This is a genomic window from Nannocystis punicea, from assembly GCF_026965555.1.
Taxonomy (GTDB): Bacteria; Myxococcota_A; Polyangia; order Nannocystales; family Nannocystaceae; genus Nannocystis; species Nannocystis punicea.
The window spans coordinates 12,431,204-12,453,571 of sequence record NZ_CP114040.1; the positions used below are offsets into that span (position 1 = coordinate 12,431,204).

Annotated in this window: 12 protein-coding genes; 4 read left to right on the forward strand and 8 right to left on the reverse strand. The window is 71.7% G+C overall.

The features are described 5' to 3' along the window. Window positions 1–412 precede the first annotated feature (412 nt). The 6 genes from O0S08_RS47850 to O0S08_RS47875 all read right to left on the reverse strand — a co-directional run bounded on the left by O0S08_RS47850 (window position 413) and on the right by O0S08_RS47875 (window position 9,733). The gene (locus O0S08_RS47850; RefSeq protein ID WP_269036253.1) at window positions 413–1,030 is read right to left on the reverse strand and encodes a hypothetical protein; all 618 of its coding nucleotides are present in this window, start codon (window positions 1,028–1,030) and stop codon (window positions 413–415) included. A 160-nt stretch (window positions 1,031–1,190) separates the two neighbouring features. Then, entirely contained in the window at window positions 1,191–1,847 is a 657-nt protein-coding gene (locus tag O0S08_RS47855) for a hypothetical protein (protein ID WP_269036254.1), read from the reverse strand. Window positions 1,848–1,993: 146 nt separating this feature from the next. Beyond that, the gene (locus O0S08_RS47860; RefSeq protein WP_269036255.1) at window positions 1,994–4,057 is read right to left on the reverse strand and encodes a S9 family peptidase; all 2,064 of its coding nucleotides are present in this window, start codon (window positions 4,055–4,057) and stop codon (window positions 1,994–1,996) included. Window positions 4,058–4,122: 65 nt separating this feature from the next. Then, window positions 4,123–5,106, reverse strand: a complete 984-nt coding sequence (locus O0S08_RS47865; protein WP_269036256.1) for an ADYC domain-containing protein — start codon at window positions 5,104–5,106, stop codon at window positions 4,123–4,125. A gap of 200 nt (window positions 5,107–5,306) precedes the next feature. Beyond that, on the reverse strand, window positions 5,307–9,149 hold the full coding sequence (locus O0S08_RS47870) for an nSTAND1 domain-containing NTPase (protein WP_269036257.1): 3,843 nt from the start codon (window positions 9,147–9,149) through the stop codon (window positions 5,307–5,309). Window positions 9,150–9,241: 92 nt separating this feature from the next. Beyond that, window positions 9,242–9,733, reverse strand: coding sequence for a hypothetical protein (locus tag O0S08_RS47875; protein WP_269036258.1), 492 nt, complete (start codon window positions 9,731–9,733; stop codon window positions 9,242–9,244). 365 nt (window positions 9,734–10,098) lie between these two features. Here O0S08_RS47875 and O0S08_RS47880 point away from each other — a divergent pair, with 365 nt between their 5' ends. After that, entirely contained in the window at window positions 10,099–11,031 is a 933-nt protein-coding gene (locus O0S08_RS47880) for an LIC_10091 family protein (protein WP_269036259.1), read from the forward strand. A gap of 645 nt (window positions 11,032–11,676) precedes the next feature. On the opposite strand, the gene O0S08_RS47885 is transcribed toward O0S08_RS47880, so the two are convergent. Both O0S08_RS47885 and O0S08_RS47890 read right to left on the reverse strand, forming a co-directional pair. Beyond that, a complete protein-coding gene (locus O0S08_RS47885) occupies window positions 11,677–15,363 on the reverse strand; it encodes a UvrD-helicase domain-containing protein (protein ID WP_269036260.1) in 3,687 nt (1,228 codons plus the stop codon). Window positions 15,364–16,274: 911 nt separating this feature from the next. After that, window positions 16,275–19,226, reverse strand: a complete 2,952-nt coding sequence (locus O0S08_RS47890) for a PD-(D/E)XK nuclease family protein (RefSeq protein WP_269036261.1) — start codon at window positions 19,224–19,226, stop codon at window positions 16,275–16,277. 300 nt (window positions 19,227–19,526) lie between these two features. On the opposite strand from O0S08_RS47890, the gene O0S08_RS47895 reads away from it, so the two are divergent. From O0S08_RS47895 to O0S08_RS47905, 3 genes are read left to right on the forward strand one after another with little or no spacing between them, the layout of a single operon-like run. Beyond that, complete coding sequence (locus tag O0S08_RS47895; RefSeq protein WP_269036262.1) at window positions 19,527–20,672, forward strand: O-antigen ligase family protein; 1,146 nt, start codon at window positions 19,527–19,529, stop codon at window positions 20,670–20,672. After that, window positions 20,669–21,538 (forward strand): glycosyltransferase family 2 protein, encoded by an 870-nt coding sequence (locus O0S08_RS47900; RefSeq protein ID WP_269036263.1) that lies wholly within the window; start codon window positions 20,669–20,671, stop codon window positions 21,536–21,538. The genes O0S08_RS47895 and O0S08_RS47900 overlap by 4 nt, the downstream gene beginning before the upstream one ends. Beyond that, the gene (locus O0S08_RS47905; protein ID WP_269036264.1) at window positions 21,538–22,221 is read left to right on the forward strand and encodes a TylF/MycF/NovP-related O-methyltransferase; all 684 of its coding nucleotides are present in this window, start codon (window positions 21,538–21,540) and stop codon (window positions 22,219–22,221) included. Before O0S08_RS47900 ends, O0S08_RS47905 begins: the two co-directional genes overlap by 1 nt. Window positions 22,222–22,368 lie beyond the last annotated feature (147 nt).

Here is a 22,368-nt window from a genome sequence, read left to right on the forward strand (position 1 = left end):
ACGACGACAAGCGGGGCCGGCGACGCTCTCCCCAGGCGGGCACGGAGCGGCGGAGTGGGACGCAGGCGGGAGGGGCCGCAGGCAACCGCGCGCAGGCGCCATCGTCCGCGAAACGCATACGAACATGTCCTCAAGGTCAGATCACGTTCGAAGCCGAAGGGCGCCGAGCACGTTGCCTGGGAGGGCCCCGCCGTGGCGAGGGACCCGCTCCGCCGCTCCGTGCCCGCCGTCACCCAGGCCTCCACGGCCCCGCGTCTTCGGGCCCGCGTCTTCAGGCCCGCGTCTTCGGGCCCGCGTCTCTGGGCCCGCGTCTTCGGGCGCGCCTCTCTCAAGCAAGGCCCGCTCTCGAGGCCGTCGAGCCATGTGGCCTGAAGGACATCTTGCGCCAGCCGAAGATCGGCCTGTCCCGAAGTCACCACGGGCACTTCGGGCGGCAGGTCGCTTTGAGGCAGCCGGTCAGCGGCTTCCACAGGCCATACGACGGGCCCTCGGTGCCCCCCCACAGGTTGACCGTCGTCTCGCACGGCTCCTGGCACTCGAGGTCGTAGCAGCCGTTGATCTGAGCGCACTGCTGGATCGCGGTGCAGCCGGGGTCGGCGTGGCAGGCATCCCACAGCATCAGGCAGGCGGTGCAGATGCATTCGCTGCACTCGTCGCCGGGGTCGACCTCGGCGAGGCAGGCCTCGACCGGGTCGGGCATGGTCGTGCTGCCGGTCTCGCCGGTGGTGGTCTCGTCGCCGGTGGTCGCGGTCGTGCTCGTCGTGCTCGTGCTGCTGCTCGCGGCCTCGCCGGTGCTCGTGGTCGAGGTCGTGCTGCTGCCGCTCTCGCCCTCGCTCGCGCTGCCGCTCGCCCCCTCGCTGCCGCTGCTCGCGCTGCTCGAAGTCGAGCTCTCGGCGGTGCCGGTCGAGACGCTGGTGACCGCGGTCGTGACTCCGGTGACCATGGTGGAGCCGCCGCCGTCCTGGCGGCAGGCGGCCAGAACAGCGAGGAACGCGGCGAGGACGGGGGCGGCGAGGGGGAGCCGGACCATGTGGGCTCGACGATATCCGCTCGCATCCGCGCCGGTCAAAATCGCGCGGGAGGCGCGAATGTGACCTCGCCCGGGGGCGAAAACAAACACCGGCGCAGGGGCTGCGCCGGTGTGGAGCACCGGAGGGTTCAGGCCCGGTGCGAGGGGTGCGAGCCGGGGCTCAGCACTGACCCTGGCACTGCTGGTCGACGCAGGTGCCGATCTGCTGGGCCAGCATGCCCGACGGGCCGAACGGTCCGCCGTTCATCTGGATGATGTCGCCGCACGGCCCGAGGCAGTCGATGCCGCCGCAGCCGGCCTCCTGGGCGCACTCGCGGATCGCCGTGCAGCCGGCGTCCGCCTCGCAGGCCTGCAGCTCCTCGAGGCACTCGGTGCAGGCGCACTCGCCACACGGATCGCCCGGGTTCACGTTCTCGAGGCACTGCATCAGCTCGTCGTCGGTGGTGGTGCCGTCGGTCGTGGTGGTGGTGGTGCTCTCGGTCGTGGTGCCGGGCTCCTCCGTCGTCGTGCCGGGCTCTTCCGTCGTCGTGCTGGGCTCGGTCGTCGTCTCGGGCTCGACCGTCGTCGGCTCGACCGTCGTCGCCGGGGAGGTCGTCGTCGGGTCGTCGCCCGTGATCGAGGTGCCGGTGCCCTCGGTGGCGGTGGCGTCGGTCGTGCCCGGCTCGGTCGTGCCCGGCTCGGTCGTGCCGTTCGTCGTCGAGTCGGTGGTGCCCAGCGTCTCCTGCACGTTGGTGTCGGAGGTCTTGCCGTCGTCACCGCAGGCGCCGAGAGCGAGCAGGCTGAACGCCGTCATCGAGAAGAAGAAGTTGCGAATCATAGGTCAGTGCCTTTCTGATGGGCGCCAGGCGCCCTTTCCGCCGCACCCTAACATGGCACCCGAGCAGGTGGGCCAGAAAGGAGCGAAAAAGCTCATCGCCACGCGTCAAGTGACGCGCTCCACAACGACGTAGCAGACTCGTCCGCTCAGAGGCCTGCTGCGCTTGCGGACGCGGCCCCGGCCGGCGGCGCGGCGACCTTCTGCAACATGTCGAAGCGGGCTTGATAGAGCTCGGCGATCCGCCCCAGGCCCTCGATGTGATGGCCCTGGCCGGCGAATTCGACGAGCGTCACCGGCTTGCCGAGCGCGCGGGCCTTCTCGTAAAAGGCGCGCGACTCACCGACCGGGACGCGCCAGTCGTTGCTGCCGTGAGTGAGGAGCAGCGGGGCCGCGAGCAGGTCGACGTGGCTCAGCGGGCTGCGATCCTTCATGCGCGCCAGGTCCTCGGGCCGGCTCGGGTCGCCGCTCTCGAGCACCACCCAGTCGGGGATGTTGCACTGGTCGTGGAAGCTCTTGATGTCGGAGAAGCCGGCGTGCGCCAGGCCGAAGCCGAACTCGTAGCGGTCGTTATGTCCCTTGGTACCTGGCGGAAAGGTCAGGGCCCGCATGGTCGCGTAGCCGCCGTGGCTGCCGCCGAACACGCCGATCTGCGCCGGTCCCAGGCCGAGAGTGCGCTCGGCCCAGCGAGCGACGTGGAACAGGTCGACGATCTCGTCGCCGCCGAGGTCGCGGTCGTTGAGGGCCGCGAACGCCTTGCCGAAGCCGTCGCCGCCGCGCACCGTCGGCGAGACGACCGTCAGGCCGGCCGCGCACATGACGTGGTCGAAGGTGCTGTAGCGGTTCTCGCCGCCGTAGAACGCCTCGATGAGGGCGAGCCGCCGGCCCGGGTCGGCGGGCGGGCGCAGCGGGGTGAGGACGAAGGCGTGCAGCTCCCGCGGCTTGCCGGTGGCCTTGTCGCGGTCGAAGGTCGGGATCTTCACGCGCTCGGCCTTGCACTGGACGACCGCGTCGCGCACCGCGTCGGTGAGGCCGACGCTCCAGCCGCGGCTGAACGCCGGGCCCTGGGCGTCGGCGAGGACCTGCTGGACGTTGAGCTCGAAGTACTGGTCGGGCGCCTCGTGGGTCCAGATCACGCGGCCGTCGCGGCCCTCGAGCACGTCGGCCGAGCCGGGCAGCGGACGCGCCGCCAGGACCTTGCCGCCGCGCGGGTCGATCACCGCCAGCGACGAGCCGAGCGGGCTGCGGTGCACGCCGACCACGCCGATGTCGGTGATCGACGCCGAGGTCAGGTCCTCGGTGAAGCGGGTCAGCTGCTTCACCGCGCCTGTCTTTCGGGACATGCTGTAGAGGTTGCGGTAGCCGTCGTCGTTGGCGAGCAGCAGCCCGGTGTCGGCGTCGAGCCAGCCCTCGAGCAGCTCGGCGTCGGTGCGCGTGACCTTGGGGTCGGTGACGACCCGCACCGCCGGGCGCGCCGCGGTCAAGTCGACCGCGACCAGCTGGGTCCGGTTGCGGTCGCCGTCGACCTGGGCGGCGAAGTACACCTCGCGGCCGTCGGGCGAGAACCGCGGCACCGACCATGTGAACGACAGTGCAGGCGTATCGCAGACGACCTCACGCGCCGCCTTGCTGGCGACGTCCATGACCCGCAGGCAGGTGCGGTACGGCGGCGCCGCACCGGCGCGCGGGAGGTAGGCGATCTGCGATTCGGCATCGTCGAGGCCGAATCCGTAGACGTAATCGTGATCGGTGACCTGCTCCAAAGACCCTGTCTTCAGATTCAGGGTCCACAGATTCATGTGCTCGTCATTGCGAGCATCGGCGTGCAGCCACACGGTGTCGCTGGCGGCGTGGTGGTGCAGGCGCCACAGGCTGCGCTGCGACCAGTCGACGTCCGAGACGGTGACCGCCTGCGTCAGGCTCTTCGCCGCGTCGCCGGCGAGGTCGAGCATCTGCAGCTCGTAGCGCTCGCCGGTCTTCAACACGAACAGCTTGTCGGTGCGCAGGCTCGGCATCCATTGCACATAGGGGAAGCCGGTGAGGAACGGCGCGAGGTCGACGGTGCGGTCGAAATAGCGGACCACGCCGACCTCGGCCCCGGCCTCGCCGTTCGCCTCGCCCGCCGGCGGCTCGGCGTTCGGATACGGCTTCGCCGCTCGCGGCGGGGCGCAGGCGGCCAACAGGGTGAGCGACGCGACGAGGGGGATCCGCATGGCCCTACCCTGCTAGCAGCCCGCCCGCGCCCGAAGCAAGGGGGGCGCGGGCAGCGGCGCGCGGGTCAGAGCGCGTTGGCCTGGGTCATCAGGAGGCCGCCGAACTCGGTCGGGCTGCTGTTGGTGCAGGTGGGGAGCACGCCCTTGCCGGCGGCCACGCACTCGGCGATGACCGTGGCCCGGCTCCACGACTGCCGCCGCGGCGTGTTGAGGCAGACCGCGCCGTCGGGGCCCCACTTGGCCTCGACCGGCCAGGCGGTGCCGGGCACCTGGATGCTCCACTTGTCGCTCACGTCGATCGGGTTGCCGTTGACCGTGTGGGTCACGCCGGTGCCGCAGTAGTCGGCGCGGATCATCCGCACCGCCGCCTGGTGGGCGTCCTTCAGCGAGGTCGCGCCGGCGGACCGCCACGGCGCGTAGCCCCACTCGACCGCCTTGGCCAGCGCGGCGCCGCGGCAGGCCCAGGTGAACGCGTCGGGGTACTCGAGCCGGCTGCCGGTGCTCTCGTCCCACGCGAAGTTGAGGGCGATCGCCTCGGTCGGGTTGCTCGCGCCGTCGCGGCACAGATAATCCCAGGTGACCTCGTCGACCTGATAGCGCACGTCGTTGAAGTAGATGTCGGGGTCGGTGCTGCTCTGCACGACGCCGGCGATCCGCAGCTTCTTGTGCTCGTAGCTGCCGGGCGTGATCTCGTAGTCGAAGTCGTACTCGGCGTCGACGAGGTCGGCCCCGGACCGCTGGATCGAGTCGAGCAGCGCGGTGATGAGGCTGCCGGCGGTGACGGCGAAGCTCTCGAGCTCGGATGTGTTCATGCGCATGCCATTCATCCGCATGCCGTTCATCCGCATGCCGTTCATCCGCATGCCGTTCATCCGCATGCCGTTCATGAGCGGCCCGTTGATCTCGACGCCGTTGTCGACCACCTTGCGAAAAGTGACGTCGTCGTCGACCGGGGTGCCGAGGTGCGTCTGCTCGACTGCCTCGTCACACCCGACCAACCCGATGCACAACCCGGCGACCACCAAAATGTTCTCATTACGCGAAAACATGCTGTCCCCTCCCACGAGCCGGACATCCCGGCCCCACCATCCGTTCATAACGCGGGCGCCGCGAATTTACGAGCGAGGCGGCGCCGCGAAATCTTCGCACCGCGTGCGGGCGCCCGTCCGGCGCTCGCCGGCGGCGTCTTCGACGATTGCCCGCCGGCCTCCGAGGGCCCGCGAATCATCGCGCAGGGCGGATGACCTCTTCACGATCCGCCGGTCGGCCGTGCAGTCGCGATCGAGGCGCAAACACGCAGCCCCAGCGTCGAATCGCGGGTGTCCGGAGCCCACGGATAGCGGTTGACGGAGCGACAGGTCACCTCGTCGTAATAATAAGCCCCGCCGCGGATGATGCCCTCGTTCGCGGCCAGGGACGAGGTCGTCCACTCCCACACGTTGCCGACCAGATCGTCGACGCCGAAGGGGCTGCGCGAAGCGGGATGGGCGCCCCCGACATCGGGCCCGCCGTGCTCGGCGACGCGGGCGTAGGTCTCGTCGTAGTTGGCGTCGGCGCGCGTGATCGTGTCGGCGTGCGGGAAGTTGCGGGCGTCGGCGCCCCGGGCCGCGCGCTCCCACTCCCACTCCGAGCAAAGCCGGGCGCCCGGCACCCGCCCGGTGCGATCGAGCCAGGCGAGGTACGCGTTCGCGTCGTCCCACGAGATCGCCGAGACCGGCATGTCGAGCCAGTCCTGCTCCGCCAGCGCCTCGCGCCCGGCGTACTTGAGCGCCTCGCCGGCGCGCGCGGTGTACGTCGCCTCGCCGGCCTTCGTCACCAACCGCCAGCCGCGCTCGTGCGGCTCGAGGCGGACGCCGACGTGGAACTTGTCGGCCTCGACGCCCGGGGTCCGCAGCGCCCGCTCGGCCGCGGGCAGGTCGTCGAGGAAGGCGATCCACTCGCGCCAGCTGGTCTCGCGCCGGGCGATCACGTAGCTGTCGGTGACGACCTCGTGCTGCGGCGCGGCGAAGAAGAACTTGCGGCGGATCGTGTCCTCGTCGGCGCTGCCGAACAACGACGGCCCGGCGGCCACGAACGCGAAGCCGGCCGGGATCGCCGCGGCCGGCGGGATGTCGAGGGCGACCCGCCGCGCCTCGGCGCGCTTCAGCAGCACGGGGTAGAAGATCGGCTCGCGCCCGGCGAGCTCGAGCTCGAGCAAGTACGAGCCCGGCGCCAGCTCGAGCGGCGCGACCGGGGCCTCGCCCAGCTCCCTCGGCTCGATCAGCACGTAGCGGTGGGCGTCGTCGCGCTGATAGCGGGCGATCTTCACGCTGGCAGACTCGGGCGCGACCGTCACCGACAGCGAGGCCGGCGCGGTCCAGCGGGCCAGCCGCGTGCCGTCGTCGTAGAGCTTCACGCGGGCGATCAGCTCCTCGGCCAGCTCGGGCTTGTAGCGCTCCTCCGCCAGCACCGCTCGCTCGTAGAGCGCGTCGGCGATCAGCCGCCTCGCCTCCGGGTGCGCGGGGTCGAAGCCGAGGGCCAACTCGGCGGCCGAGATCGCCTCCTTGTACGTGCGGTCGGCCTCGTCGAAGCGCTGCAGCGTGCGCGCCCACTCCACCTCGCCGCCCGGGACGTCGCGCGCGTCGAACTTCCGCAGCGCTTCCACGCGGCTCGTCTCCGCCGCCTGGTCGTGCACGTGGGCGGCCGCGAACGCCTGCCGCGCGCGCGCGAGCTGGTCGTCGACCCGGCCGGCGAGCGCGCGCGCATCCTGGACCTTCACCCCGGCGAACGCGAGCCCGGCGACGAGCGGCAAGGTCGCGACCGCGGCGGCCCGCAGCCAGCGACGGCGGCGCAGCTCGGCCGCGCTGGCGGTGAGGAACTCGCGCTCGCGCGCCCGCAGGCTCGCGGCCTCGAGCTTGTCGGCCTCGTCCAGCTGCTCGGCCGTCCACAGGCCCACGCGGCCCTGGCCGAGGCGCTGCCACTCGACCGCGGCCTGCTCGAGGCGATGACGGATCTCCCGCGACTCGCGCTCCTCGTTGATCCAGCGCTGCAGGGTGCTCCAGTTGCGGATCAGCGCCTCGTGGGCGATCTCGTGGACAGTCCCGTCCTGGGCCTCGCGCGCGACCACGAGGCGGCCGCGGACCAGGGCCTCGAGCGCGGCCTCGCTGGCCGGGTCGGCGCTGACCAGGTCCTCGACCGGCAGGCTGGCGCGCGTGTCCTCGATCGTGACGAGGCGCATCAACAGACGACGCACTGCGATCCGCTGCGACGGCGGCAGGCCGGCGACGACGTTGTCGGCGTGGCGCGCCAGAGCTCCGGTGACGCGACCGATCCGCTCGAGGTCGGCGGCGGTGATGATCTTGCTGCCGGCCTCGCGCGCCTCCCACAGCTCGGCCAGCGCGAACTGCAGGAGCGGCAGGCTGCCCTCGACGCCCGCCTGGATCAGCTCGTCGACGAGGCCCTCCGAGGCGAAGTGCACGCCCTGCAGCGCCGCCGGGCCGACGATCGCCTCGCGCATGCCTTCGCGCGTGAGCGGCGTGAGCAGGTAGACCGCGGGGTTGATGAACGGGCCCAGCTGCGGCAGCGCGGCCGCGCGGGTGAGGAAGTCGCCGCGCACGCTGGCGAGCAGGCGCAGGCTCGGCACGCCGGCGGCGAAGGCGGTGAGGAAGCGGCCGAACGGCTCGACCTGCGGCGCCTCGCTGAGGGTGACGAGCTCCTCGAGCTGGTCGATGAAGAGGACGAAGCCGCGGTCCTTGCCCTGACGGCGGGCGAGCAGGCGCACCAGGCCCTCGGGCTCGCCCATGAGCAGCGTGCGCAGGGCCTCCTCCTTGAGGGTGAAGTGCGAGGCGAGCGCGGACACCAGAGTCTGCAGCGGACGCCGACCGGGGATCATCGCCAGGCTGCTCCACGTGCGCCCGCCGACGCCCGGCGGCTCGCTGGCTTGCGGCAACACGCCGGCGCGGCACAGCGACGACTTGCCGACGCCCGAGTCGCCGGCCACGAGCACGAACGACTGCACGCGCAGGCGATCGACGACCGCGCGGATCTCCTGGACCCGGCCGAAGAAGACCGCGCGGTGGCGGGCCTCGAACGCCTGCAGGCCGCGGTACGGGTTGCCGTGGATCGCCTCGGCGATCGGCCCCGTGGTGAGCAGCAGCTCGAGCGCGGTGCACAGCTCGTCGGCCGAGGCGAAGCGGGCCGCCGACGAGCGCTGCAGGCAGCGGTCGATCAGCGCCGCGAAGCGGGCGTCGACCCCGGGCGCGACGTCCTGCAGCGGCCTCGGAGATGTCTCTTGGGACAGGCGCGCGAGCTCGAGCGTGCTGCTCGCCTCGAGCGGCGGATGGCCGGCGCACAGGATGTAGAGCAGCGCGCCGAGGGCGTAGATGTCGGAGCTGCGGGTGGCCGACTCGGCGCGCCACAGCTCGGGGGCCATGTAATAAGGCGTGCCGACGAGGACCTCGCAGCTCTCGTCCTCGGGGACGCCGGCCATGCGCTCGGCCATGCTGCTGCCCGGCAGCGCGACGACGTCGATCCTCGGGCTGCCGAACTCGGCGGTGTCGCCGAGGCGGCCGTCGCCGAGCGCTGCGGGCAGGGGCGTCTTGAGGTCGGGCAAGCGGCCGCCGGACCCCTGCGGCACCAGCTTGGCGAGGCCGAAGTCGAGGAGCTTGATCTCGCCGAGCTCGTTGCGGATGACGTTGGCGAGCTTGATGTCGCGGTGCAGCACGCCCTGGCGGTGCGCGGCGGCCAGGCCGCGAGCGAGGCCGACGGCGATCGTCAGCGCCTCCTGCCACGGCAGAGCGCCCTTGATGTCCGACAGCGGCTGGCCGCGGACGTACTCGGAGATGATGTAGAGCCGACCCTCGAGCTCGCCGATCCGGTGGATCGACATCACGTTGGGGTGGGCGATCCGGGCCGCCGCGCGCGCCTCGGTGACGAACCGCTCACGCGTGCGCGGGTTCGACTCGCGCGCGTTGATGAACTTGATCGCTACAGGCCGGTCGAGGATCGTGTCGTGGCCGAGGAACACGACCCCCATGCTCCCGCTGCCGAGCACGCGGACGAGGCGGTACTCGTCGAACTGTTGCGGGAGGGACCATTCGCCGTCGGCCGACATCGAATGCGCGTCGACCCCTCCTTTCATCGTTTCGTCGATGACCGCAAGTATATACGGCGGAGCCTGCGCTCCGGGGCGCCATGAGGCGGCGATCAACCACCGGCGCCGCCGGCTCCCGGCCATGCGCCGCTCGCGGATGCACCGCTGCGGGCGTCGGCACCGGACCCGTGCGCCAGCCGTCGACCCTCGACCTGATACAGGAACTCGAGCGCGGCGTCGAAGCTCGCGCCCTCGCCGACGACCTGCACGACGATCGTGCCAGTCCCCGAGCCGATCTCGAGCACCAGCCGACGCGAGGTGCCGTACAGCAGCATCAGCAGCAGCGCCACGCCGAACAGGCCGTAGGTGATCGTACGGTCGTACTCGAGAGCGGCGATCCCGAGCACCGCCGTCACTGCCGCGAGCCACAGCAGCCACGGCAGATGATGACGTCCCAATCGGACCCACTGCACCGCGTCGACCGGCATCGACGTCAGCGCCGCCGACGAGCCCTCGCGCGCGACCTGCCAGACCCGATGGGATGTCAGCGTGATGTCCCGCCAGGTGGAGATCAGGTGCTCGCCGCGCAACAGCTTGCGGTTCATACGGTCGCGGCATGCTACCGCCGCCGCGAGGGGCGAGAAAGCGCGGCGTCCGGCCGGTCGGCCCTGAGTTATCCTCGCCGCTCGAGGTGCGGATGCTGTTGACCCTGGTCGCGAGCGGATGGCTCGTGAACGCCGCTTGCGACGCTCCTGCAGACCCTGGACCGCGCGCGGGCGAGCGGCCGGCCGCGGCCCTGGCGGAGCTGCCCCCGGCGGCGCCGCTGCCGGTTGCAGCTACACCGGACCGAGCCGGCGGCGCGTCCGCAGACAGCGATCGGGGCGGACCCGCGGCGCGCATCGACGGCCCGGCACCGCTGTCGCCGTCGCAGCTGGCGACGCTGCAGCAGGTGCGGTCCGAGCGGATCTTCATGACCCCGCTCGAACACTTCACGGTCAGCAACGAATACCGCCACGAGCTGTGGTTCCCGTTCGTGCGCGAGCTCGGCGGCGTCTACGTCGGCGTCGCCTCGGACCAGAACTACACCCTGCTGGCGGCGGCGCGCAGCGAGCTCGCGTTCCTCGTCGACATCGACCGCGAGGTCGTCGACCTGCACCGGATCTACGCGGCCCTGATCGCCGCGGCGCCCGACCCCGCGGCGTTCCTGGCGCTGTTCGAGCCGCGGGACCGCAGAGCGGCGCACGAGGCGATCGCCGCGGGGCTGGCGAGCGACACCCGCGACCAGCGGAGCCGCGCTCAGGCGCTGTTCGAGGCGCAGCGCGAGTCGCTGGCGGTGTACCTGCAACGGGTGCGCGAGGAGCAGACGGGCTCGTGGTTGGCCGACCCTGCTGCATACACCTATGTCCGCGAGATGTTCGCGGCCGGACGGATCCGCGTGCACCAGGGCAACCTCACCGGCAGGACGACGATGGTCGACATCGCCGCGGCCGCCCGCGCCCTCGCGCTGCCGGTCACCGTCCTCTACCTCAGCAACGCCGAGGACTATCTGTTCTACACCGACCGCTTCGCCGCCAACGTCGCCGCGCTGCCGGGCGAGGCGCGCAGCGTGCTGCTGCGGACGATCCACGACCGCTTCAGCGGATGGGAGAGCGCCGGCGAGGGCGACGCGCGCTGGAACTACCAGGTCCAGGCGCTCCCCGACTTCCAGCGCCGACTCGGGGACCGCACCCACGGCCGCAATCAGGACCGCACTTCGATGCTGGCCGCGGCCGTCGCCGCCGGCGCGGTCGAGCGCAAGGCTCGCGGCCTGAGCGCGATCGCCCTGAACCCGCTCGAACGAAGTGGCGGGGGAGATCTCCTCGTCGCTCGCGCCGGCGATGCCGACGACTCGCGGCGAGACTGACGCGCGCCGAGCCTCGGCGTTCGCAGGTCTCTTCGGACATGTTCCTTCGCGCGATCCGCCGGGCCGGAGCGTCGCTCTGGCCGTCGGGAAGACCTGTCTCTTCGGGCATGCGAGTTCTTCGGAGGCGGTGACATGGCGATTTGGACATTCTTCATTGAACATGTCTTTAAGTGCAGATATTTTGACGACGACTCGGACCGCGAGCACGAGGACGCGCTCTGCTTGCGCACGCGCGGCCGCCTACTCGCTGCGGCGTCAGGCAGACACTGCGTCGCGGTACAGAGGGCCCGCTCTTCGGCCTCGGACGGTCCCTCGAATGGGTCGGACAGCGCCGACCGCGTTCACGGTGCGCCTGCTCGGACGCGGCGGCGCGCCGGGCGGATACCGCGTCGTCCCGATGGCCTCGGACGGCTCCTCGAATGGGTCGAAGCGGTAGCGCCTTCGCGTCGAGTCGGCGACCGCTCAGGCCGCGAGCACGACGGCGGCGGCCGCGAATAACACGACCGCCTCGACCTGCTTGCGATCGAGGTCCGCCTGCTCCGCCGCGCCAGACGGCCATGGCGTTCCGAGGGACGCGCGCCCACTCCTCCGCCTCGGACTGCTCCTCGCATCGGTCGAGGCAGCGCCCCGACAGGTCGCGACCTGTCAGACCGCGAGGACGACGTCGGCGGCCGGGAACAGCAGGACCGCCTCGACCTGCTTCTTCTCGAGGCCTGCCTGCTCGGCCGCGGCGGCGCGCCAGGCGGACACGGCGTCGCGGTACATGCGGGCCCGCTCCTCGGCCTCGGACAACTTTTCGATGTTGTCGAGGCAGAGGCCGTAGACCGTGGCCTTTTGCACATGTCCCTCGGGACCGGCAGGATCGGCCTCCTCGATGGCGAGCTCGAGGTTGGGATCGAGCTCGAGCACGAGGCGGGCGATCTCGCCGGTCTGGAGGGCACCTCCGTCGAGGCGGGCGAACGGGACCTGCCGCTCGACCCGCAGGCCCGCGGGGTCGCGGTCGCCGCGGCTCAGCGCGGCGCGCAGGTTGGGGCCCTCGAGCACGCGCAGGAACTCCTGCACGCGCGCGCGTACCCACGTCTCGTCGCGGCTCGGCGCGGCGGCGCGGACGATCGCCTCGAGCTGCGGGGTGCTCGGGTTGAACTCCTCGAACCAGCCGATCTCGGCGAACAGCGCCCGCATCGCCGCGCCCCAGTGGGACAGCGGCGTGTCGGCCAGATGCATGTGGTCGGCGACGGTGCGGCCCGGGTCCTGCGCCAGCACTGCGGCGCGCACCAGCGGGCCCTGCGAGGGCAAGAAGCTGAGGCCCGCCGGCTCGCCCGCGAGCGCCTCGCGGGCCGGGCGCTCGCCGGTCCGCGGGCCCGACGACTCGAGGTGCGGGTCGGACGGGTCGCTGACGTCGGGCGTTACATAGGCGTGCGGCGCCAGCCAGCTGCGGTCGCCGTGCTCGAACAGGACGCTGTCGGGCTCGACCGGCCCCTCGTGGAGCGCGTGGATCAGCATCGCCGAGGCCCGCGCCGGCGCCCCGCGGCTGCCCTCGCCGGGCGGGTCGACGAGCATGAACAGACCCTCGCGCGCGCGCGTGACCGCGACGTAGAGGAGGCACAGGCTCTCGTGCGCCAGGCGGTCGATGTGCTGCTCGAAGATCGGGCGCAGGTCGTCGAACTGCTGCCACATGTCCTTCGAGACATGCCGGGCGATCCGCACCACCGGGCCGGCGTCGCCGTCGCGCTCGTAGACGACCTTGAGCGTGCGCGTCGAGGCCAGCTCGGTCTCGAGCTCGGGCAGGATGACGATGTCGAACTCGAGGCCCTTCGACTGGTGGACCGTCATCACCTGGACCGCGGAGGCGGCGGGGTCGGCGACCGGGCGGGTCTCGACCATGGCGACGAACTGGTCGCAGCGGAGGGTCCGGCGCTCGTCCCACACCTGGGCCAGCTGGATGAGCTGCATACAGCGCCGGTACTGCCGCTCGTCGACCTTCGAGGCGATCGCGCGCACCCACTGCTGCAGCGTCGGCGCCAGGCCGTCGCTGGCGATCTGCCGGCGCACCCGCGCGGCCACGCGGCGCTGCAGGTTGCGGTCGTCCTTGTCGAAGCCGACCACCTGTCCCAAGGGACTGGCGAACACGTTGAAGCCGGCGATCGAATGATCGGGGTGGTCGGCCAGGCGCAGGAGGTCGAGGATCGCGTTGACCGCCGGCGCGTCGGTGAGCGGACCGCCGCCGCGGCCGGTCGCGGGGATCTTCAGGCGCGTGGGCCCGAGCTCGTAGAGCACGCGGCCGACCGCGCCGTTGGTGCGCAGGAGGACGCCGATCGTCTTGCCCGGGTGGCGGTGGTACAGCTCGGCGACCAGCGCCGCGGCCTCCTGCAGGCGCAGCGCCTGCCGCTTGCCCTGGTCCTCGCAGCGGCCGACCGCGCGCACCTGGACGTAGCCGGCGATCTTGCGCGTGGTGGTGTGCTGCTCGAACTCGGAGTCCCAGCGCCGCGCCGCGTACGGGTAGCGCAGCAGCGACGGGTTGTCCTTGAGGTTGGTGAAGATCTTGTTGACGACCTCGATCACCGCCGGCGACGAGCGGAAGCTGGTCGCCAGGGTCTCCTTGTGCAGCACCTGACCACCTGGCCGATGGAGCAGGTCGTCGAGGCGCGAGAGGATCTCCGGGCAGGCGTTGCGCCAGCCGTAGATCGACTGCTTGACGTCGCCGACGCAGAAGAAGCTGCGCTCGTCCGTCGCGTACGAGACGGTCTCGTCGACGATCGGCCGCAGGGCGTTCCACTGCTGGATGCTGGTGTCCTGCATCTCGTCGAGCAGGACGTGGCGCAGGCGGGCGTCGATGCGGAAGCAGATCTCGTCGAGGTGGCCGGAGAGGTCGGCCTGCGCCAGCGCGACGGTGAGGTCGGCGAAGGTCAGGACCTTGTGCTCGCGCTTGACCCGGCGATAGCAGCGGTCGAACAGCTGCAGCAAGGTGCAGGTGGCCCGCGTCTGCTCGATGACGCGGCGGCGGAACACCCCGCGCGCGTGGCCCAGGAGGCGCCGGTAGGCGAACACGGTCCCCGGGGCGATCGGCTTGTTGTAGTAGACGAGCTCGTTCTCCGCGACCTTCTTGGCCAGGCCGGTGGTGAAGAACTCCATCCAGTCGTCGGAGCTGCCGGTGCGGCACTGCTCGGCGCGCTGGCAGTCCTTGGTGTGCGCCTCGATGCCGCGCTTGCCGAGGTCGGTCGGCACCGCGAAGCGCAGGCCCAAGATCGCGTCGTCGAGCTCCTGCTCCGACAGCGTCGGCTCGGGCGCGATCGCCTCCCACGCCGAGGTGTCGTGACACTCGCGGTAGAGGTCGTAGAGCGAGCTGACCGTGTTGTCGATCGTGTCGGTGACGGCCCGCTCCGAGCTGCCCTCGGTCAGCGACGCCAGCAGCTCGATGATCGCCTCGGTGTCGCCCTCCTCGAGCATGAGGCCGATCGCCTCGCGGCGCAGGCGGAAGGCCTCGTCCTCGTCGACGATCCGCGCGTCGGTCGGCAGGCCGAGCTCGAGCGAGAAGCAGCGCACGATCGTGCCGAAGAAGCTGTCGAGCGTGCGGATCTGCAGGCGGTGGAGGTTGTTCGCCAGGCTGGCCAGGAGGTCGAGCACGCGCGTGCGCGCGAGCTCCCGGTGGAGCCGGTGGCCGAGCTCGTCGCGCTTGGCGGCGTCGTCGGCGGCCTCGGCGAGGGTGCGCAGGATTCGATCGCGGATCTCGCCGGCCGCGGCGCGGGTGAAGGTGCTGGCCAGGATCGAGTACGGGAAGGCGCCCCGGCTCAGGACCTGCAAGTAGCGGTTGGTCAGCTGGTAGGTCTTGCCCGAGCCGGCCGAGGCCAAGATCCGCATGTGCTCGAGCCGGTGCCCGCCCGCCAGCCGCGTCTCCGGCGGCAGATCCAGAGCGGCCTCGGCGACCCGCTCGGCCTCGGCGATCACCGCCAGGACGTCCTGCCGCGGCGCCGGCGGGCTGTCCGAAAAGACATGCGAGGTGTCCGCCGGGACAGGTCGCTTGCGCGGGCGCGGCGGCTCGCGCGGGACGGCCTCGGCCAGCGCGAGGGCGTCGCCGAGGCTGTCGGCGGGCGCCGGGAGGTCGGAGACGTCCGGGTGAAAGACCGAGTCCTCTCGCATGTCCCCGGGGACAGGCGAGAGGTCGGACGAGTCTTTCGAGCGGTGCTGCGACTCGTCGAAGGATTCGGCGGCGACGTACGCTCCGCTGCCGCCGTCCTCCGCGGGGACGAGGCCTCCGGCGTCCTCGACGTGGATGTCCGCGAGGACAGGCTCGACTCGTTCGGCAGCTTCAGCGAGCCGCACCGAGCGACTCACGGGAGAGTCCTCGGAGAGCGGTCCCTCGTCGGTGGCGCCGGGCGCGTCGTCCGCGGGCTGCCGACTCTTCGTGGCTCTCGGACGGCGCGTTCGCGTGTCTGAAAAAACAGGTGGTTTCGCGTCACTCGCGGCGTCCGTCGCACCGTCCGCGTCCACGGGGGCGAGCGGCTCCGCGTCGTTCGAGGTGCCGCGCGCGTCCGCGAAAACGGGCGGCTCATCTCGGAGCGAGGTACCCTTCCCGCTGCGCGCGTACGCGGAGGCGGGCGGCTCCTGGTCGCTGGCGGGACCCGTCGCGCCGTACGCGTCCGCGAAGGCGGGTCGCTCAATGTCGATAGCGGCGCGACGCGCTGCCCCGGAGGCAGGTGGCTCCGCGTCGGTCGAGGTGCTCTTCCCGCTGCGCGCGTGCCTGGTGGCAGAGGCAGGCAGATCGCCGTCGCCCGTCTCATCGCGCGGCTGCCTGTCCTCGCGGCCAGGTCGCTTCACTCCGGCCGAAATCGTGCCGCGCCCTTGCCTGTCCGCAGGGACAGGTCGCTCGGGTTCGACCTGCGTCGCGCCGGAGCTGCGCGCCCGCACGTTCGCGACGGCCGAACGCTCCCCGCCGGCCTGGGCGTCGGTGCTGCCGCGCGCCTGCCTGTCCGCAGGGCCAGGTCGCTCGCCGTCGCCCTTGCGGCCGCGCTTGCGCGGCTCGGGGGCGGGCTCCGGCGGCTGCGGGGCCGGGCGGGCGGCCGCCTCGGCGCTGCGGGCGAAGGCGCCGGCGACTGCGTTGAAGAGGTCGCGCGCGGGGCGGGCGACCTGCCGCGGCGCGGGTCGGTTGCGCCTGGCTTTGCGGACAGGTGGAGGCTGGGCCGCGGCCGCCTCGGGCTCGCCGAACAGCCACAGCGACTCGGGGCGCGGCGGCTTCTCCGGGTCGCTCACGCCTCGGCCTCCAGGTCGTCGGCGCCGCCGAACACGCGGGTCTGGCAGATGTTGGCGAAGTCGTCCTGGTAGCGGGCGGCGAAGTCGCCCATGATGTCGAAGCGGCAGGCGCGGATGCTGCGGACGATGTCACGCGCGGTGCCGACGGCGTCGTCGAGGTCGGCCGGGGTCCAGCGAGCGACGTGCAGCGCCTCCTGCTCCGGCTTCTTCGGCAGGTTCATGTAGGCCAGCTGGACCGGGCCGGTGTAGCCGTGCTGCGCCGCGAGGTGATGGTAGAGCGGCAGCTGCAGGTCGCTCCACTGGCTCGCCGAGCCGCGCGCGGCCCGGTGCGTCTTGTCGGGGCTGTGGCCCGACTCGCTGGTCTTGTAGTCGATGATCATCCACGAGCCGTCGCGGATGTTCTGATCGATGCGATCGATCTTCCCCTTGATCCGCATCGGCGCCTGATCGGGAATTTGAAGAAATGTCTCTTCGGGCAGCTCGAACTCGCAGCGGCGGATCTTCCACCCGTCGGCGCGGCGGCGGGCCTGGTGCGGCGCGAACGCGACGAGGCGCTGGCGCAGACGGGAGATCTGGATCCGGATCGCCGGCAGCGGGCGCGCGCCGAAGGTCGCTCGCGCGCGGTCGTCGAGCACCCCGTCGAGGTAGCGCGCGATCGCCTCGGGGTCGACGCTGTCGGCGATCGCCGGGTCCTCGCCGAAGCGCTGCAGGACGTCGTGGGTCAGGTTGCCGAACTGCAGCGCGTCGAGCTCGACGGCGCTGTCGTCGACGAGGCGCAGGCGGCGGACGTACTTGAGGTAGTAGCGGAACGGGCAGCGCAGGTACCAGCCGAACTCGGTGACCGTCATCGCCTGCGGTTCGACGAACGCGCCGGGTTCGGGGATCCGGAAGCCGGAAGTCGCGCCCGAGGGCGGGGCGCCGTACGGCAGGGCCCAGCGGCGGGCGTGGTTCGGATCGCAGAGGCGGAGGATCCGCGCGGGCAGGCGCTCGAGGTCGCCGGCGAGGAGGAGGCGCGAGGGCGTGAGCGGCTCACCGTCGGCGGCCTGACGCCCGGCGATGAAGGTGCACTTGACCCGGCTGCGGCGGATCGCCTCGATCAGGTAGGCGTCGCGGGCGTAGCGGCGGCCGTTGCTGAGCACGCCGAGGTGCTCGCGCAAGCCGTCCGGGAGGAACGCGTCGGCGGTGACCGCCTGCGGCACCGCGCCGTCGTTGCACCCCGCGAGCACCAGCACCGGCGCCGGGTCGTGGTGCAGCTCGAGCCAGCCGAGCATCTCGATCTGTCCCGAGCGCGGATCTTCGGGGACGCGCAGGCCGGCCAGCTGGGCCAGCACGAGCCGCAGGGCGGTCGGGCCGTCGACGTCGGGCTGGAGGCCGGGCGCGGCGCCGGTGAGGTTGCCGAGGTTCTTGGCGATCTCGATGCAGGTGTTGGCGACGCGCTGGTCGCTGATCGCCTTGGCGTGGACGTCGAGGTGGCCGTAGGCGTTGCGCAGGACCTCGAGGATCGGCTCGAACCACTGCGTCAGCGGCCGGCGGTCGCCGACCAGCGGCGAGTACAGCTTGGCGACGATGTCGTGGAGGATCTGCATCCGCCGCGCGGCCTTCTCGTCGCCGAGCCAGGCGGTGCCGAGGTTGTCCTGCAGGTGCTCGGTGTGATAGCGGTCGAGCACCGTCAACCACTCGACGATCGTGTGGTCGTCGGCGGCGACGTCTTCCTTGCTGTCCTTTGGGCCCTGTCCTTCGAGACCTGCGCTGAAGGGCACGTCCTCGGGGACCTGCTCGACCGGCTTGCCCTCGGCCCACTCGGGCGCGGGGCCGGCGACCGGCTTGGCCTTGCCGAGCAGGCGGCGGACGAAGCCCTCGACGTCGGGGTGGCGGACGAGGGAGGCGAAGGCGAAGAAGCGCGGGTCGCGGACCCACTCGAGGCCGGCCTGAAGCAGGCGGAACGGGCGGCCGTGGAGGGCCAGGAGGCCGCGCGGGTCGTGGACGGCGATGTCGGCCCACTGCCCGGCCTGGGTCATGGTGGGGGCGAGCTTCTCGTCGCCGAGGCCGATCGTGACCTCTTCGGGGCGGTAGGCGCCGCCGAGGTCGGCGAGGCAGCGGATGACGGCCTGGGCCTGATCGGCGGGGCGGTCGGCGATGATGAGCTGCTCGTCGGGGATCTCGATCGGGCGGCCGGACCAGAAGTTGCGCTCGACGCAGCCGTCGGCGTCGAAGCCGGCGTAGAGGTGCTCGGGGGCGTGGATCAGGGCCGTGGCCCGGTCGCCGTAGGCGCGGACGATGGCGCGGTGGACGCGGGCGAGGTCGACGACGCCGACGAGCACGAGCTGGTGATCGGGGTCGACCGGGGTGGCGCCGTCGACGAGGGCGGCGATGACTTCGCGGCGGCGCTCGTGCGGGCAGACGCGGTCCTCGCGGGCCAGGCGCTCGCGGTAGCGCGACTCGAGGCGCTCGAGCACGGCCCAGCGCTCGGCCTCGCGGTCCATGTTCATGCGCGCCGCGACCTTGGCGACGTCGCGGAGCGACAGCAACTCGGCCGACAGCTCGTCGACGACGCCGACGACGGTGCCCGCGAGCTCGTGCCAGGCCGGCCAGTCGTAGAAGTCAGGGCGGCTCGGCAGGAGCGGCGTGATGTGCTCGGGGCGGGCCTCACGCAGGACGTGCATCCACGCGAGGGTGCACTCGAGGGTCGAGGCGGTCCGGGCGTCGCCGGGGACCAGCAGCTCGGCGAGGGCCCCGGGGGTCAGGACCTGCGGCGGGACCAGGCGGAGGCCGCGCTCGGCGCATTGCCGGAGGAGCAGGTGCAGCAGGACGCGGCCGGCGCGGGCTCCAGGCAGCACGCAGCGGACCGCCCGAAGGTCGCAGCGGCGACCCTCGGCGTGGCGCTCGATGAGCCAGGCGGCCGCCGCCGGGAGCAGCGGCCCTTGCCAGTCCAACCATTGACGCTGCATGGGCCTCTCGCCGGACAGGCAACCTACGAAACGAAAAGGGGCCACGCAAGGCCCGCGGAGCGCCGGAGATCGCTCGAGAGGGCCCTGGGGGCTGCTAGATCCATCGGGCAGGTGACCGCCGCGGGCGTGAGGTCCGAGACGGCGGCGGTATTGCGGCCGATCGCCGGAGATTCGCGGCTTTTCGTGGCCTCGCCGGATTTGTCGAAAATTTGACAGGCTCGGCCGTGGCGCCGTACCCGGCCCCTCACGCGCCGCAGAGGTCGGCGTCCGGCGGGGTCGGCGTGGTAGCGTGACGACCGGGTGTTCACGACGGTCTTCGCCGCGGCCGCGATGGTCCTGACCCTCGCCCTGCCGCCCTTCCCGCAGGGCCTGACCATCCTGATCACGATGTACCTGCTGCTGGTGACGCTGGCGGGTTTCGGCGGCTTCCTGCGCTCGTCCGCGGCCAGAGCGCAGGTCACCCTGCTGTTGCCGTGGGTCCTGGCGCTGATCATCGGCCTGGCCGTCGGCACCATCGGCGGCAACTCGCTAGGGCAGTCGCTGGAGGACGCCCTCTCGTACCTGCTGTTCGCCCTCGGCCTGTGCGCCGGGCGAGCCGCGAGCCGCCCGCGCTGGCTGTTCGCGGCGGTCCTGCTGGTCGCGGTGGTCGACGGCCTGGCCTCGCTGTACCTGATGCCGACGTGGGACCTCAGCCGTTACCGGTCGGTCTACAACTACTTTAAGATGGCGATCGGCCACCCGCTGGTCGGCCTGTTCTGCGCCACCTTCCTGCTGCACTTCGTGCACAACCGGTCGCTGCGGCGGGTCTGCTCGCTCTCGCGCGCGGTGCTGGTGGTGGTGGTGATCGCCACGGTGAGCCGCGGGATGGTGCTGGGCATGACGCTCGGCTGGCTGACGAGCCTGTCGGTCCGCTCGCCGCGGAAGGGCGCGCTGGTGGTCGGGCTCGGGGTGCTGGCGGCGGTGGTGTTCGCGACGGTGCTGTCGGACTTCGCGGTGACGTACCTGCGCCTGGGACAGCAGGGCACGGTGGACGCGCGGGTGCGGGAGATCGAGGAGTGCCTGCACATCTTCGCCGAGAACCCGATCTTCGGCGCGGGCCTCGGGGCGGAACTCGAGGTCGACGGCCATCATGCCAGTTACGTGCACAACATGGTCGCGTACCACCTGTGGAAGTTCGGCCTGGTCGGCTCGGCGCTGTTCGCCCTGCCGGTCTTCTCGCTGGCGCGCCAGGCGATGCGGACGCCGCTGCACCTGCGCGCGCCGATCTTCTCCGGGGCGGTGGCCGTGATGCTGTACGTGGTCACCGCCGCGTCGTACAAGAGCTACATCCTGGTGCCGATGGTCGGCATCGTGGTCGGCGCGGCGCTGCAGGTCTCGCTGCCGGCGCGGGCCCGCCAGGGCGGCTCGCCGGCGCTGCAACAACATGTCTCGAGGGCCAGCTCATGACACCGTTCGCCGTCGTCATCCTCACGCGTGACGAGGAGCTCAACCTGCCGAAGGCCCTGGCCTCGATCGCCGGCCGTTGCCCGGTGGTGATCGTCGACTCGAACTCGGTCGACCGCACCGAGGCGATCGCGGCCGAGTACGGGGCCGAGTTCGTGGTCCACAAGTTCGAGGACTACTCGAAGCAGCGCAACTGGGCGCTCGAGCAGGTCCAGGACCGCTTCGAGTGGATCTACTTCCTCGACGCCGACGAGGAGTTCACGCCGGCGCTGTGGGACGAGGTCCAGGCGACCATCAAGCGCGACGACCTCGACGGCGCCTACGTCCGCTGGGACGTGCGGATCCTCGGGCGCAAGCTCAAGCACGGCGAATTCACCCACGCGATGATGCTGCGGCTGATGCGGCCGAAGGTCGCCCGCTTCAGCCGCGGGATCAACGAGCGCGTCGACGACAAGGACCTGCGGATCACCTTGCTCAAGGCGCGCATGATCCACCGCGACGCCAAGCCGATGTCCGAGCTGTTCCGCAAGCACGTCGGCTACGCCGCGCGCGAGGCCAAGGTCTACGTCGACGGCCTCAGCCAGCAGCAACGCCTCGCCGAGCTGCACCTGCGCACCAAGGCCGGCCGGGTGGCGGTGCTGCGGCGGATCTACAACAAGCTGCCGCTGTTCGTGCGGCCGTTCATCAACTTCTCGCGGGCGATGGGCCTCGGCGCCTGGCGCGACGGGATCCCCGGCGTCCTCCACGCCGGCATGCACGCGCTGTGGTACCCGATGCTCATCGACCTGCTGATCCACGAGGAGCTGCTGCGCCGGGCCGGCAAGCTCGACGAGGAGTTCGCGCCGCGCTGGGGCGGGGAGGACGCGTAGTGGCGGCGCGCCTGTTCAAAGAGCTGCTGACGCGGGTCGGGGCCCGCCTGTCCTCGCGGACAGTTCACAACCTCAACGCGACGATCAACTACGTCGAGGTCGGGCGCTGGATGGCCGCCCGCGGGTTCGACACCTCGAGCCGCGCGGCCCATCGGTTCGAGATCTACGAGAACATCGCCCGCGCTCTCGGCGACGCGCAGGTGCTGTACCTCGAGTTCGGCGTCCACCGCGGCGAGTCGATCGCGCGCTGGGCCGAGCTGCTCCCGGGGACAGGTCGCCGCTTCGTCGGCTTCGACAGCTTCGAGGGCCTGCCCGAGGACTGGACGGCGATCGATCGCAAGGGCACGTTCTCGACCGGCGGCGTGACGCCCTTGACGAGCGACCCGCGGGTGTCGTTCGTCAAGGGCTGGTTCGACGCGACGCTGCCGGAGTTCGTGGTGCCGGCGCACGAGCGGCTGGTGCTGCACTTCGACGCCGACCTCTACAGCTCGACGCGCACGGCCCTGCGAGCGCTGGAGCCCCACATGTCCGTCGGGACCTATCTGCTCTTTGATGAGTTCGCCGACCGCAACCACGAGCTGCGCGCGTTCGACGAGTTCTGGGCGACCCACCCCGAGTGGGAGTTCCGCCTGGCCGGCTGCGACCGGATCCTCGCGCGCGTGGCCTTCGAGCGGGTGCGGTAGTGCGGATGCGGGGTAGATCGGGCGAGGCAACCTCGAGCTGCGTGGCGGAGCTCCCTACGGCGGCGCGTGGCCTTCGAGCCGCTCCGAGAGCGCACGCGGGCACCCTGAGCCTCGGGACGAAGCGCGCAGCCGAGGCCGGTCGCAGCC

Excerpts from the sequence above, each read along its gene's own strand:
- O0S08_RS47850 (WP_269036253.1), bottom strand. The coding sequence starts at position 1,030 with ATGGTCCGGCTCCCCCTCGCCGCCCCCGTCCTCGCCGCGTTCCTCGCT.
- O0S08_RS47855 (WP_269036254.1), bottom strand. The coding sequence starts at position 1,847 with ATGATTCGCAACTTCTTCTTCTCGATGACGGCGTTCAGCCTGCTCGCT.
- O0S08_RS47860 (WP_269036255.1), bottom strand. The coding sequence starts at position 4,057 with ATGCGGATCCCCCTCGTCGCGTCGCTCACCCTGTTGGCCGCCTGCGCC.
- O0S08_RS47865 (WP_269036256.1), bottom strand. The coding sequence starts at position 5,106 with ATGTTTTCGCGTAATGAGAACATTTTGGTGGTCGCCGGGTTGTGCATC.
- O0S08_RS47870 (WP_269036257.1), bottom strand. The coding sequence starts at position 9,149 with ATGTCGGCCGACGGCGAATGGTCCCTCCCGCAACAGTTCGACGAGTAC.
- O0S08_RS47875 (WP_269036258.1), bottom strand. The coding sequence starts at position 9,733 with ATGAACCGCAAGCTGTTGCGCGGCGAGCACCTGATCTCCACCTGGCGG.
- O0S08_RS47880 (WP_269036259.1), top strand. The coding sequence starts at position 10,099 with ATGACCCCGCTCGAACACTTCACGGTCAGCAACGAATACCGCCACGAG.
- O0S08_RS47890 (WP_269036261.1), bottom strand. The coding sequence starts at position 19,226 with ATGCAGCGTCAATGGTTGGACTGGCAAGGGCCGCTGCTCCCGGCGGCG.
- O0S08_RS47900 (WP_269036263.1), top strand. The coding sequence starts at position 20,669 with ATGACACCGTTCGCCGTCGTCATCCTCACGCGTGACGAGGAGCTCAAC.